Annotated in this window: 13 protein-coding genes; 7 read left to right on the forward strand and 6 right to left on the reverse strand. The window is 71.3% G+C overall.

Annotation, left to right across the window (positions count from 1 at the left end):
• The first annotated feature begins 32 nt into the window (after positions 1–32).
• Positions 33–1,136: a chitinase gene (locus tag LCH29_RS16530; RefSeq protein WP_446462500.1), complete on the forward strand. Its 1,104-nt coding sequence runs from the start codon at positions 33–35 to the stop codon at positions 1,134–1,136.
• A gap of 190 nt (positions 1,137–1,326) precedes the next feature.
• On the opposite strand, the gene LCH29_RS16535 is transcribed toward LCH29_RS16530, so the two are convergent.
• Positions 1,327–3,027, reverse strand: a complete 1,701-nt coding sequence (locus LCH29_RS16535) for a fumarate hydratase (protein WP_446462501.1) — start codon at positions 3,025–3,027, stop codon at positions 1,327–1,329.
• Positions 3,028–3,194: 167 nt separating this feature from the next.
• Between LCH29_RS16535 and LCH29_RS16540 the strand changes: the two genes are divergently transcribed.
• Both LCH29_RS16540 and LCH29_RS16545 read left to right on the forward strand, forming a co-directional pair.
• Entirely contained in the window at positions 3,195–3,887 is a 693-nt protein-coding gene (locus LCH29_RS16540) for a DUF1707 SHOCT-like domain-containing protein (protein ID WP_446462735.1), read from the forward strand.
• A 179-nt stretch (positions 3,888–4,066) separates the two neighbouring features.
• Positions 4,067–4,423 (forward strand): WhiB family transcriptional regulator, encoded by a 357-nt coding sequence (locus LCH29_RS16545; RefSeq protein WP_009715345.1) that lies wholly within the window; start codon positions 4,067–4,069, stop codon positions 4,421–4,423.
• Positions 4,424–4,495: 72 nt separating this feature from the next.
• Here the strand turns inward: LCH29_RS16545 and glpX are convergent, their stop codons facing one another.
• The gene (gene glpX, locus LCH29_RS16550) at positions 4,496–5,527 is read right to left on the reverse strand and encodes a class II fructose-bisphosphatase (protein ID WP_446462502.1); all 1,032 of its coding nucleotides are present in this window, start codon (positions 5,525–5,527) and stop codon (positions 4,496–4,498) included.
• A gap of 169 nt (positions 5,528–5,696) precedes the next feature.
• Here glpX and LCH29_RS16555 point away from each other — a divergent pair, with 169 nt between their 5' ends.
• Positions 5,697–6,239 carry a DUF4245 domain-containing protein gene (locus tag LCH29_RS16555; RefSeq protein WP_446462736.1) on the forward strand — a complete coding sequence of 181 codons (543 nt, stop codon included), beginning with the start codon at positions 5,697–5,699 and terminating at the stop codon, positions 6,237–6,239.
• Positions 6,240–6,308: 69 nt separating this feature from the next.
• Here the strand turns inward: LCH29_RS16555 and LCH29_RS16560 are convergent, their stop codons facing one another.
• The 3 genes from LCH29_RS16560 to xseA form a co-directional block, all read right to left on the reverse strand.
• Entirely contained in the window at positions 6,309–6,899 is a 591-nt protein-coding gene (locus LCH29_RS16560) for a malonic semialdehyde reductase (RefSeq protein WP_446462503.1), read from the reverse strand.
• Positions 6,900–7,151: 252 nt separating this feature from the next.
• Positions 7,152–7,430, reverse strand: coding sequence for an exodeoxyribonuclease VII small subunit (locus tag LCH29_RS16565; RefSeq protein ID WP_446462504.1), 279 nt, complete (start codon positions 7,428–7,430; stop codon positions 7,152–7,154).
• Positions 7,431–7,440: 10 nt separating this feature from the next.
• Positions 7,441–8,697, reverse strand: coding sequence for an exodeoxyribonuclease VII large subunit (gene xseA, locus LCH29_RS16570; protein WP_446462505.1), 1,257 nt, complete (start codon positions 8,695–8,697; stop codon positions 7,441–7,443).
• Between the two features lie 61 nt (positions 8,698–8,758).
• Between xseA and LCH29_RS16575 the strand changes: the two genes are divergently transcribed.
• Positions 8,759–9,769: a 4-hydroxy-3-methylbut-2-enyl diphosphate reductase gene (locus LCH29_RS16575; RefSeq protein WP_446462506.1), complete on the forward strand. Its 1,011-nt coding sequence runs from the start codon at positions 8,759–8,761 to the stop codon at positions 9,767–9,769.
• Entirely contained in the window at positions 9,766–10,563 is a 798-nt protein-coding gene (gene ppgK / locus LCH29_RS16580) for a polyphosphate--glucose phosphotransferase (protein ID WP_446462507.1), read from the forward strand. Before LCH29_RS16575 ends, ppgK begins: the two co-directional genes overlap by 4 nt.
• On the opposite strand, the gene LCH29_RS16585 is transcribed toward ppgK, so the two are convergent.
• Positions 10,457–11,119, reverse strand: a complete 663-nt coding sequence (locus LCH29_RS16585; protein ID WP_446462508.1) for a DUF6542 domain-containing protein — start codon at positions 11,117–11,119, stop codon at positions 10,457–10,459. The genes ppgK and LCH29_RS16585 overlap by 107 nt on opposite strands.
• Positions 11,120–11,339: 220 nt before the next feature.
• Between LCH29_RS16585 and ychF the strand changes: the two genes are divergently transcribed.
• The gene (ychF, locus tag LCH29_RS16590) at positions 11,340–12,428 is read left to right on the forward strand and encodes a redox-regulated ATPase YchF (protein WP_446462509.1); all 1,089 of its coding nucleotides are present in this window, start codon (positions 11,340–11,342) and stop codon (positions 12,426–12,428) included.
• The last annotated feature ends 99 nt before the right edge of the window (positions 12,429–12,527 follow it).

The following is a 12,527-nucleotide window of genomic DNA, read 5'->3' on the forward strand; positions in this document are numbered from 1 at the left end:
ACCCCCTCACTCCGGAGCGGAAGGAAGCGCGCGTGCGATTCAGGGCCAGCCCCCGCATGAGCGGCATCGCCATGGCCGGAGCCGTGCTCTGCGCCACCATCGCCGTCTGGGCGGGCAGCGAGAAGTCGTCCGAGTCGCACCACGCGGCCTCGCACGCCGCCCCCCGCCCGGCGCCGCCCCCCGCCGACTTCGTGCCGTACGTCAGCGCCTGGGCCGGCTCGCGCTACGACATGGCCGCCGCGGCGTCGCGCGGCGTCAAGGAGTTCACCCTGGGCTTCGTCGTATCGGGTGACGGCTGCGCCCCGGCGTGGGACAGCGGCATCCCGTTCGACGACCCGGCGCTGACGGCCCGTATCGAGGCCACCCGGCGGGCCGGTGGCGACGTACGGATCTCCTTCGGCGGCGCCGACGGCACGGAGCTGGCCACGGCCTGCGACGACGCCTCTCAGCTCGCCGCCGCGTACACCGAGGTGATCGAGCGTTACGGGATCATCCGGGCCGACTTCGACGTCGAGGGCGACGCGCTCGCCGACGCCGACGCCACCGCCCGCCGGGCCCGGGCCATCGCCCTGGTCCAGCGCGCCCACGAGGGACTCAACGTCTCCTTCACCCTGCCCGCCATGCCGAACGGGCTGACCCCCGGCGCCCTCGCCCAGCTGGCCGCGGCCCGGCAGGAGGGCGTCACGGTCTCGTCGGTCAACGTCATGGCCATGAACTACAGCGGCGACCACACGGGCGACATGGGCCGCTACGCCATCCAGGCGGCCACCGCGGCCCACGCGAAGGTCCGCCGGGTGCTCGGGCTGACCGACGCCGCCGCGTGGAAGACCCTCGCCGTCACGCCGATGATCGGGGTCAACGACGTGACCGGCGAGGTCTTCACGCTGGAGGACGCGGCCGGACTCGCCCGCTTCGCGGCCACCAAGGGCATCGGGCGGCTGTCGATGTGGTCCGCGGAACGGGACCGCCCGTGCACGCCCGAGGACACGGGCGCAGAGAACGGCGGCGACACCGGCGACGACACCAGCGACGACACCGGCGACGCGGCCCCCGAGCGCCCCGCCACCGCCCCCAGCACCTCGTGCAGCGGCGTCCCCCAGCGCCCCGGCGCCTTCGAGGCGGCCCTGTCCGGCTGAGCCCGCCCGACACTCCGACGGCCCCGGCCGCGTCCCCGTGGTGAACGGGGCGCGGCCGGGGCCGTCGGACCTCCTCGATGGCCGCCCTCGCACGGCTCGGCCCCGGGGGGCCTCCCAAGCTTCGAGCGCCTGCGCCGGACTCCGTCCGTCGGACCGGGAGCCGCACCCGGCCTCCGGCCGAGCTGGTGCGTCAGGCGCCGGGCCGGACCGGGATGGTGCTCACGAACGGCTGGGCCGGACCGGGGTCGGTGAAGAAGTCGTTCCCCTTGTCGTCCACCACGATGAACGCCGGGAAGTCCTCGACCTCGATCTTCCAGACCGCCTCCATGCCGAGCTCCTCGTACTCCAGGACCTCGACCTTCTTGATGCAGTCCTGCGCCAGCCGCGCCGCCGGGCCGCCGATCGAGCCCAGGTAGAAGCCGCCGTGCGCGGCACACGCGTCCGTCACCTGCTGGGAGCGGTTGCCCTTGGCCAGCATGACCTTCGAGCCCCCGGCCGCCTGGAACTGCTCGACGTACGCGTCCATCCGGCCCGCCGTGGTCGGGCCGAACGAACCGGAGGCGTACCCCTCGGGGGTCTTGGCCGGGCCCGCGTAGTACACCGGGTGGTTCTTCAGGTACTCCGGCATCTCCTCGCCCGCGTCCAGCCGCTCCTTGATCTTCGCGTGCGCGATGTCACGGGCGACGACCAGCGTGCCGGTCAGCGAGAGCCGGGTCTTGACCGGGTGCTTGGTCAGCTCGGCCAGGACCTCGTCCATGGGCCGGTTCAGGTCGACGGCGACCGCGTCCAGGTCCGGGCCCGCGCCCTTGGTCAGCTCCTCCTCGGTGGTGTCCGGGAGGAAGCGCGCCGGGTCGGTCTCCAGCTGCTCCAGGAAGACGCCCTCCGGCGTGATCTTCGCGAGCGCCTGGCGGTCGGCCGAGCAGGAGACGGCGATCGCGACCGGGCAGGACGCGCCGTGCCGCGGCAGCCGGACGACCCGTACGTCGTGGCAGAAGTACTTGCCGCCGAACTGCGCGCCGATCCCGATCTTCTGCGTCAGCTCGAAGACCTTCTCCTCCAGCTCCTGGTCCCGGAAGCCGTGCCCGGTCGGGGAGCCTTCGGCGGGCAGCTCGTCCAGGTAGTGCGCGGAGGCGTACTTCGCGGTCTTCAGCGCGTACTCGGCGCTGGTGCCGCCGACGACGATCGCCAGGTGGTACGGCGGGCAGGCGGAGGTGCCCAGCGAGCGGATCTTCTCCTCCAGGAACTTCATCATCGATGCCTCGTTCAGCACCGCCTTCGTCTCCTGGTAGAGGAAGGACTTGTTCGCCGAGCCGCCGCCCTTGGCCATGAAGAGGAACTTGTAGGCGCCGCCGTCGGTCGCGTACAGCTCGATCTGCGCGGGCAGGTTGGAGCCGGTGTTCTTCTCGTCCCACATGGTCAGCGGGGCCATCTGGGAGTAGCGCAGGTTGAGCTTGGTGTACGCGTCGTAGACGCCGCGCGACAGGGCCTCCTCGTCGCCGCCTTCCGTCAGCACGTTCTGGCCGCGCTTGCCCATGACGATGGCGGTGCCGGTGTCCTGACACATCGGCAGCACCCCGGCCGCCGCGATGTTGGCGTTCTTCAGCAGGTCCAGCGCCACGAAGCGGTCGTTCGCGCTGGCCTCGGGGTCGTCGAGGATGCGGCGCAGCTGGGCGAGGTGGTCGGGGCGCAGATAGTGCGAAATGTCGTGCATCGCCTCGGCCGCGAGCGTGCGCAGCGCCTCCGGCTCGACCTTGAGGAAGGTGCGCCCGTCGGCCTCGAAGGTGCTCACGCCCTCGGAGGTCACCAGACGGTACGGAGTCCGGTCTTCTCCCAGGGGCAGCAGGTCCGAATAGGCAAACGCCGGGTGGGCTGGGTGGGAAGCGGCGGGCATCGCGGCCATTCCTTACTCGACGGGGGCTACGGCTGACTTCGTCGACAGCGCGTGCACAAGCGTAGAACGGGGCGGGGGAGCCGGGGCCTGTGAGGTAGGGCTCAGTGGTGCCCGCCGTATATCGCGTGCCGCACACCACTAGTCGCGATCTATCGCGACTGGGTACTCTGTCGGGCGTGGATGAGCAGCAGGCGCAGCAGCCGGTCCCCCTGACCAAGACCGCCCCCGCTCCGGCGCCCGCACCGGCGCCCGTCGCGGCGCCCGTCGCGGAGGCGGAGATCCGCGCGTCCGACGCGGATCGCGACCGGATCGCGGACATCCTGCGGGAGGCCCTCGCCGAGGGGCGGCTCGACCCCGAGGAGCACGCCGAGCGGATCGACGCGGTCTACCGCGCCAAGACCCGCGGCGAGCTGGAGCCCCTGGTCCGGGACGTGCCCGCGGGTCCGGCCCGCGCCGCGGCGGGCCTGCCGTCCGACGCGGCGTCCGGCCCGGCCGGTGATCCGGAGAACCTGGTCGCGGTCTTCGGCGGCGCCGTGCGCAAGGGCCGCTGGCGGCCCCGCCGCCGTACGCACGCCTTCGCCGTCTTCGGCGGCGTCGAGATCGACCTCACCGAGGCGGTCTTCGAGCAGCGGGAGATCGTCATCCAGGCGTGGGCGGTGTTCGGCGGGGTGGAGATCCGGGTCCCGGAGAACGTCACGCTGCACGGTTCGGGCTCCGGCGTGTTCGGCGGCGTGGACGTCGCGGAGCACGAGGCCCCGGACCCCGACGCGCCGGTGATCCGGGTCAGCGGATTCGCGCTCTTCGGCGGGGTCGAGGCCAAGCCGAAGCGCGGGAAACGTGTGAAGAACCTGAGGTCATAAGGGCTGAACAGCCGCTGTGCATACGGAATTTCCGGGCGGGACAACCGTGTGCATAAGCGTGCGCACAGCGGGTAAGGCTTGGTGCATCGTCTCTCGTACGGCTGATGGGGGTGCACATGGGGGCCGTACGGCGGGAGGCGGGCAAGGGTGAACACCGGAGCCGTCGTCAGGAGTAGACCGTGCTGCAACCGCATCAGCCCCTGCTGGACGCCGCCGTGCCCCCGCAGCGCACCCCCGCTCGGGATCAGGCCGGACCCTGGCACTCGGAGGCGGTGTGCCGCCGGGACGAGGCAGGGCTGTTCTTCGCCCCCTCCAAGGAGCCCACGGCTGCCAGGCTGTCGCGGGAAGAGGCCGCCAAGCGCGTCTGTGCGCGCTGCCCGGTCATGGTCGAGTGCCGGGAGCACGCGCTGCTCCAGCCCGAGCCGTACGGGGTGTGGGGCGGGCTGACCGCGGCCGAGCGCCGGGTGGTGCTGGCCCGCCGCCGGCGCCGCGAGGCGGAGCTCCAGCGCGCCGTGCGCGTCGCCGCCGCCGGGTGAATTCTTCGCGTCACGGGCCGGGCCCCGCCGGGTGGCGGAGTCCGGCCCGTGTCGTACGTCTACGCGTGGGCTCTAGCGCGGGCGCTCGAAGTCGACCGAGGCGTAGGCGCGCAGCTTGGACAGCCGGTGGGTGGAGTCGATCTGCCGGATCGTCCCGGACTTGGACCGCATCACCAGCGACTGGGTGGTGGCGGTCTCCGCGCGGTACCGCACCCCGCGCAGCAGATCACCGTCGGTGATGCCGGTGGCGACGAAGAACACATTGTCGCCGCTGACCAGGTCGTCGGTCTGGAGCACCTGGTCGAGGTCGTGGCCCGCGTCGATGGCGCGCTGCCGCTCCTCGTCGTCCTTCGGCCACAGCTTGGTCTGGATCGTGCCGCCGAGGCACTTGATCGCGCAGGCCGCGATGATGCCCTCCGGGGTGCCGCCGACGCCCAGCAGCAGATCCGCGCCGGTGCCCTCGCGCACCGCCATGATCGCACCGGCCACGTCGCCGTCGGAGATGAACTTGATCCGGGCGCCCGCCTCCCGGATCTCCTGGACCAGCCCCTCGTGGCGAGGGCGGTCCAGCACCACCACGGTGACGTCCTCGGGGCTGGACTTCTTGGCCTTCGCGATCCGCCGGATGTTCACCCCGGGCGGCGCGGTGATGTCCACGAACTCGGCGGCTTCGGGGCCCGTGACCAGCTTGTCCATGTAGAAGACGGCCGACGGGTCGAACATGGTGCCCCGCTCGGCGACGGCGAGGACGGAGACGGCGTTCGCCATGCCCTTGGCGGTCAGCGTGGTGCCGTCCACCGGGTCCACGGCCACGTCGCACTCCGGGCCGGTCCCGTCACCGACGCGCTCTCCGTTGAAGAGCATCGGCGCCTCGTCCTTCTCGCCTTCGCCGATGACCACGACACCGTTCATGGACACCGTGTGGACGAGGGAACGCATGGCTTTCACGGCGGCGCCATCCGCGCCGTTCTTGTCGCCGCGGCCCACCCAGCGGCCGGAGGCCATGGCGCCCGCCTCGGTGACCCTGACCAGTTCGAGGGCGAGGTTGCGGTCGGGAGCCGCGGGACTGACCTCGAGCTGGGACGGCAGATGATGCTCGGTCATCGGAGCGCACCTTTCTGTACGGCGACGAACCGGAAAAAGTGAGGGTGCTCATGACCTTATCCGCTCATTGTGAAAGTGAGCAGTGGACCCCACGCATGAGCGCGCCTCTGTTGCGGCCCTGGGTGCCGGGTGTCGCGAGGCGATGAGGGACGATAGGGGCGTGGCAGGTATGCGTGGCAAAGAGACGGTGCGGGACATGGTCCTGTCGCTGACGGTGATTGGTGTCGTCGCGGCGGCCATCTACGTCTTCGGCATTCCGCACGACGACAGCGACAAGGGCAGGGGCGTCCAGACGGTCGACTACCGGGTGGAGGTGGACACCGCCCGGCGCGCGGCGCCGTACCCGGTCGCCGCCCCCGAGAAGGGCAGCCTCCCCAAGGGCTGGCGCGCGACCTCGGTGACGTACCAGCCCAGGACCACCGCGGACAAGGGCGCGGCCTGGCATCTGGGCTTCCTCGCCCAGAACGAGGAGTACATCGCGATCGAGCAGAGCGACGGCAGGCCGGTCCCGTTCATCGAGGACGTCACCCAGCAGGCGCGGGAGACCAAGGTCAAGCAGAAGATCGGCGGCCAGGAGTGGGTCCGCTACGAGGGCGACAAGTACGACGCCCTGGTGCGCCGCGAACCGGGCGTGACCACGGTCGTCACCGGTACCGCCTCGTACGGGCAGCTCGCGAAGATGGCCGCGGCGCTCAAGGCCGAGAAGGGCTGATCAGACGCCTCGGACGCCAACGCGCCCCTTCGGCACCTGTGCCGAAGGGGCGCGCCGCTGTCCGATCCCTCACACCGTCGTGACGACCTGGTCGAAGTCCAGGCGCGGGCTGCGCGGCTTCCAGGCGTCCTCGCCCGGCTTGCCGATGTTGATGATCACCAGCGGGGTGTGGTCGTCGTCCAGGAATTCCTTCTGGACCCCGGCCGGGTCGAAACCGGTCATCGGACCGGCGGCCAGACCGGCGGCGCGGATGCCCACGATGAAGTAACCGGCCTGGAGCGAGGCATTGAACCCGGCGGCCTGCTCACGGGTGCCGCGCTCGCTGAAGAAGACGTCCTTGATCTGCGGGGCATGCGGGAAGAGCGCGGGCAGCTCCTCGTGGAACTCGTTGTCCGCGGCAAGAATCGCGACCAGCGGCGCGGAGGCCGTCTTGGGCTGGTTGCCCTCGGCCATGTGCGGCACCAGACGCTCTCGCGCCTCCGCGGAGCGGACCAGGACGATGCGCAGCGGCGACTGGTTGAAGGCCGTGGGGGCGTACTTCACCAGGTCGTAGATCGCCTGTACCTGCTCCTCGGAGACCGGCTCGTCGGTGAAGGCGTTGGCGGTGTGGGCCTCGCGGAAGAGCAGGTCCTGGGCGGCGGGGTCGAGTGCGAGCGTCATGGAAAAAACCTCCTGATCACAGCGGTGCTATGCGATATGCGCTGCCCCCACTGTACGAGGCTTAGGTTAATGTTCAACTAAACCCGGACCATGGTGCCCCGAATCACAACCCCTCCCAGCCTCTCCGGCGCTTGAGGAGCGGGGTCCAGGGCGGAGACCCTCATGCGGCGGAGCCGCAGATCGACAGGGGCCGGGAAGGGGCGGGGTGGGGAAGGAGCCCGCCGCAGGCGCCCCCGGCCGGGAGCCGCCCCGTCAGCCCTCGCCGTCGCCGCCCGCGCCGCCGTCCCCGCCCCCGTCGCCGGACTCCGCCAGCGCCGCATCCAACCGCGCCCGCGCCCCCTCCAGCCACCGGCGGCACACCGTGGCCAGCTCCTCGCCCCGCTCCCACAGGGCCAACGACTCCTCCAGGCTCGTGCCGCCCGCCTCCAGCCGCCGCACGACCTCGACCAGCTCGTCCCGCGCCTGCTCGTACCCGAGCGTCGTCTCCGCCGACCCGCTCTTCCCGTCGGCCTTCTCGTCCGTCTTCGCCATGCCCCTCAGCCTATTCAGTGGGTCCGACAGCCTCGGCAGGCTCGACGACTCCGGCGGAACCGCCAACGGCCCGCACCGTGAACTCCCCCTCCGCGACCCGCGCCCGCAGCTCCTCGTCCGCCGTCACCTCGTCCGCCGCCCGCACCACCGACCCGTCGGCGTGCTGGAGCACCGCATAGCCGCGCCGCAGCGTCGCGGCGGGGGAGAGGGCTACCACCCGGGCCTGGGTGTGGGCCAGCTCCGAGTCCGCCCGGTCGAGCAGATGCCCCAAGCAGCGCCGGGCGCGGTCGAGCACCGACGCGATCTGCTCCTCGCGCTCGTCCACCATCCGGTGCGGCTGCCGCATGCACGGCCGGGCGAGCGCGGACTCCAGCCCCCGCTCCTCGCGGTCAAGCAGCCCATTGACGCTGCGCAGCGCGCGCTCGCGCAGGTGCTGGATGCGCACCAGCTCCTCGCCCACGTCCGGCACGGTCTTCTTCGCCGCGTCCGTCGGGGTGGAGGCGCGCAGATCCGCGACCAGATCCAGCAGGGGCGAATCCGGTTCGTGGCCGATCGCGGACACCACCGGCGTACGGCACGCGGCGACCGTCCGTACCAGCTGCTCGTCCGAGAACGGCAGCAGGTCCTCCACGCTGCCGCCGCCCCGCGCGACCACGATCACGTCCACCGCGGGCAGCGCGTCCAGCTCCTTGACCGCCTCGATCACCTGCGGCACCGCGTGCGTTCCCTGCACCGCGACGTTGCGCACCTCGAAGCGGACGGCGGGCCAGCGCAGCCGCGCGTTCTCCAGGACGTCGCGCTCGGCGGCCGAGGCGCGGCCGCAGACCAGCCCTATCAGCTGCGGCAGGAACGGCAGCGGCTTCTTGCGCTCGGCGGCGAACAGCCCCTCGGCCGCCAGCGCCTTCTTCAACTGCTCCAGCCGCGCCAGCAGTTCCCCGACGCCCACCGGCCGGATCTCGGCGGCCCGCAGGGACAGCTGGCCGCGTGGCGCGTACCACTCCGGCTTGGCGTGCACGACGACGCGGGCGCCCTCCGAGACCGTGTCCGCGATCTTGTCGAAGACGGCGCGGAAGCAGGTGACGGTCAGCGAGATGTCGTAGCTGGGGTCGCGCAGAGTCAGGAAGACCACCCCGGCGCCCGGCCGCCGGGACAGCTGGGTGATCTGCCCCTCGACCCACACCGCCCCGAGCCGGTCGATCCACCCTCCGATCAGCCGGGACACCTCGCCGACCGGGATCGGCGCTTCCGCGGACGTGTTGACAGCCATGACCGCGAGGGTATCGGCCACCACCGACAGAGCCCGTCGTCATCGCCCCTACGATGGGGGCATGACTGCAACCTCCGCCCGCCGGGTCCTGCTCGCTGCCCCGCGTGGCTACTGCGCGGGCGTCGACCGTGCCGTGATCGCCGTCGAAAAGGCCCTGGAGCAGTACGGCGCGCCGATTTATGTGCGCAAGGAGATCGTCCACAACAAGTACGTCGTCCAGACCCTGGAGAAAAAGGGCGCGATCTTCGTCGACGAGACGGAGGAGGTGCCCGAGGGCTCCATCGTGATCTTCTCGGCGCACGGCGTCGCCCCGGTCGTCCACGAGGAGGCCGCGCAGCGCAAGCTGGCCACCATCGACGCGACCTGCCCGCTGGTCACCAAGGTCCACAAGGAGGCCGTCCGGTTCGCCAAGGAGGACTACGACATCCTCCTGATCGGTCACGAGGGCCATGAAGAGGTCATCGGCACCAGCGGCGAGGCGCCGGACCACGTCACCCTGGTCGACGGCCCGGGCGATGTGAAGAACGTCGAGGTGCGCGACGAGTCCAAGGTCGTCTGGCTGTCCCAGACCACCCTCTCGGTCGACGAGACGATGGAGACCGTGGACGCGCTCCAGGAGCGCTTCCCGCAGCTCATCAGCCCGCCCAGCGACGACATCTGCTACGCCACCCAGAACCGCCAGACCGCGATCAAGCAGGTCGCCGCCGAATCGGACCTGGTCATCGTCGTCGGCTCCAAGAACTCCTCCAACTCGGTGCGGCTGGTCGAGGTCGCCATCGGCGCCGGCGCCAAGGACGGCCACCTGGTCGATTACGCGAGCGAGATCGACGAGGCCTGGCTGGAGGGCGTGACGACGGTCGGCGTGACCTCGGGCGCCTCGGTGCCGGACGTGCTGGTCGAGGGCGTCCTGGACTGGCTGGCCGAGCGCGGCTACGGGGACGTGGAGGTCGTGCAGCCCATGCAGGAGACCATGACCTTCTCGCTGCCCAAGGAGCTGCGCCGGGACCTGCGCGCCGAGGCTGCGGCGGCCGCCGGGGCGGCCGCCACCGGCACGGACGGCGCGGAGCGGTGACCGACGCGAACGGCGGCGGCCGGGCCGCCCGGGTGTTCGGCGTGGACATCGGCGGGTCCGGGATCAAGGGCGCGCCGGTGGATCTGGACCGCGGCGACCTGGCCGAGGAGCGCCACAAGGTGCTCACCCCGCACCCGTCCACGCCCGAGGCGGTCGTGGACGGTGTGGTGGAGGTCGCCGCGCACTTCGGCTGGTCCGGGCGCCCGGTCGGGGTGACCTTCCCGGGCGTGGTGACGGACGGGACGACCCGTACCGCCGCGAACGTCGACAAGAGCTGGATCGGCACCGACCTGGCCGGTCTGCTCGGCGAGCGGCTGGGCGCCCCGGTCACCGTGCTGAACGACGCGGACGCGGCCGGGGTCGCCGAGATGACCTTCGGCGCGGGCCGCGGCCGCCGGGGCACCGTGATCGTGCTCACCCTGGGCACCGGCATCGGCAGCGCGGTCTTCACCGGCGGTCGGCTGGTGCCCAACACCGAGCTGGGCCATCTGGAGCTGGACGGCCACGAGGCGGAGAAGCGCGCCTCCACCAAGGTCCGGGAGGACCACGACCTGAGCTGGCCGCACTGGGCGCACCGGGTGCAGAAGTACCTGGCGCACCTGGAGATGCTGTTCTCGCCCGAGCTGTTCGTGATCGGCGGCGGGGTGAGCCGGAAGGCCCACAAGTTCCTGCCGCTGATCGAGGACATCAGGGCCGAGATCGTCCCGGCTCAGCTCCAGAACAATGCGGGGATCGTGGGCGCCGCGATGGCCGCGGCTGCCGCTGCTGACGGCGCCGTCGCTGCCGCCCCATGAGGGCGATCTTGCGGACGAGGACGATCAGCGTGGTCAGCAGCGTCCCGGCGTAGAGCCAGCCCGCGTTCAGCGAGAGCGCGGTGAACACGCCCAGCGCCTGGCCCGCGAACCCCGCGCCGCCGTCGTTGATCGGCAGCAGCCCGGCCGTGAAGGCGATCGGCACCCCGATCGCCCCCGGGAACAGGTCGGCTTGCCGTACCCACATCCCGCAGCCCGCGCACGCCAGCAGGAAGAACACCCCGTACGCGGTGGGCGACCCGGAGAACAGCAGCGCGTCCAGGCAGCCGAAGGCCAGCATCGCCAGCGCGGTCAGCAGTCCCGCGCCTAAGGCGGTGAGCCGGGCGCTGGGCAGGGTGACCGGCCGGTCGCGCAGCGTGGCGGCCGCGCCCAGCAGTCCGCCCCGGCCGCCGCCCCGTGGCGTCGGCCGCGCGCCGCGCGCCGCGCCGCCCGGGCTCTGCCGCCCCCCTTGGCCCCTGCCCGGGTACGTGTCGTCCGCCGCCGGCCGGGGCGAGGGGGCGGCGGCCCGACGGGGCGTACGTGTCCTGTAGTGCTCCACCAGACCAACGTAGGTGGGCGGAGGGCTGGAATCCGGACTGGGACACGCCCTTCGCGGGACCTTGGCAGTCTGTTCGACTGATTGTCAGCCCGGGAGGGTGACGGTCCGCCCGGGCGGGTGACCGGAGGCGGCCCCGTAGACTGGTGGACCGGCCCCCGCGGGGGCCGGTCCCTGTCCTTGCATTCGATCCCGCTACGGGAAGCTACGGGAAGTCGCCAACGTGTCGCTCACGATCGGAATCGTCGGTCTGCCGAATGTCGGCAAGTCGACCCTGTTCAACGCCCTGACCAAGAACGACGTGCTGGCGGCCAACTACCCGTTCGCCACCATCGAGCCCAACGTCGGTGTCGTCGGCGTCCCCGACCCCCGCCTCGACAAGCTCGTCGAGTTGTTCGGCTCGGCCCGCAAGCTCCCCGCCACCGTCGACTTCGTCGACATCGCCGGGATCGTCAAGGGCGCCTCGGAGGGCGAGGGCCTGGGCAACAAGTTCCTGGCGAACATCCGCGAGTCCGACGCCATCTGCCAGGTCATCCGCGCCTTCAAGGACGAGAACGTCGTCCACGTCGACGGGAAGATCTCGCCCAAGAGCGACATCGAGACGATCAACACCGAGCTGATCCTGGCCGACCTCCAGACCATCGATAAGGTGCTGCCCCGCCTGGTCAAGGAGTCCCGGATCCAGAAGGACAAGCAGGCCCAGGTCAAGGCCGTCGAGGAGGCCAAGGCCATCCTCGACGAGGGCCGCACCCTCTTCTCCGCGGGCATCGTCCAGGGCAGCGAGCGCGCCGCCCTCCTCCACGACCTGCACCTGCTCACCACCAAGCCGTTCCTCTACGTCTTCAACGTCGACGAGGACGAGCTGACCGACGAGGACTTCAAGGCCGAGCAGCGCTCCCTCGTCGCCCCGGCCGAGGCGATCTTCCTCAACGCCAAGCTCGAGGCCGACCTCGCCGAGCTGGACGACGAGGAGGCCCTCGAACTCCTCCAGTCCGTCGGCCAGACCGAACCCGGCCTCGCCACCCTCGCCCACGTCGGCTTCAACACCCTCGGCCTCCAGACCTACCTCACGGCCGGTCCCAAGGAGTCCCGCGCCTGGACCATCAAGAAGGGCGCCACGGCCCCCGAGGCGGCCGGTGTCATCCACACCGACTTCCAGAAGGGCTTCATCAAGGCCGAGGTCATCTCCTTCGACGACCTGGTCGAGACGGGCTCCGTCGCCGACGCCCGCTCGGCGGGCAAGGCGCGCATGGAGGGCAAGGACTACGTGATGCGCGACGGCGACGTGGTGGAGTTCCGCTTCAACGTGTAGCGGGTGACTTAGCACCAGTTCGCTTATCTGGCAAACGTGCAGGTCAGAGAGGGTCCGGCTCTTCGGGGTCGGGCCCTTGGTTTTTCCCGTGCCGGGATG

It is taken from the genome of Streptomyces sp. BRA346 (assembly GCF_052851135.1).

What these genes read in the sequence shown, in the direction of transcription:
- LCH29_RS16575 (WP_446462506.1), top strand. Translation starts at nt 8,759, where the DNA reads ATGACTGCAACCTCCGCCCGCCGGGTCCTGCTCGCTGCCCCGCGTGGC.
- LCH29_RS16560 (WP_446462503.1), bottom strand. Translation starts at nt 6,899, where the DNA reads ATGACGCTCGCACTCGACCCCGCCGCCCAGGACCTGCTCTTCCGCGAG.
- glpX (WP_446462502.1), bottom strand. Translation starts at nt 5,527, where the DNA reads ATGACCGAGCATCATCTGCCGTCCCAGCTCGAGGTCAGTCCCGCGGCT.
- LCH29_RS16565 (WP_446462504.1), bottom strand. Translation starts at nt 7,430, where the DNA reads ATGGCGAAGACGGACGAGAAGGCCGACGGGAAGAGCGGGTCGGCGGAG.
- xseA (WP_446462505.1), bottom strand. Translation starts at nt 8,697, where the DNA reads ATGGCTGTCAACACGTCCGCGGAAGCGCCGATCCCGGTCGGCGAGGTG.
- LCH29_RS16535 (WP_446462501.1), bottom strand. Translation starts at nt 3,027, where the DNA reads ATGCCCGCCGCTTCCCACCCAGCCCACCCGGCGTTTGCCTATTCGGAC.
- LCH29_RS16555 (WP_446462736.1), top strand. Translation starts at nt 5,697, where the DNA reads ATGCGTGGCAAAGAGACGGTGCGGGACATGGTCCTGTCGCTGACGGTG.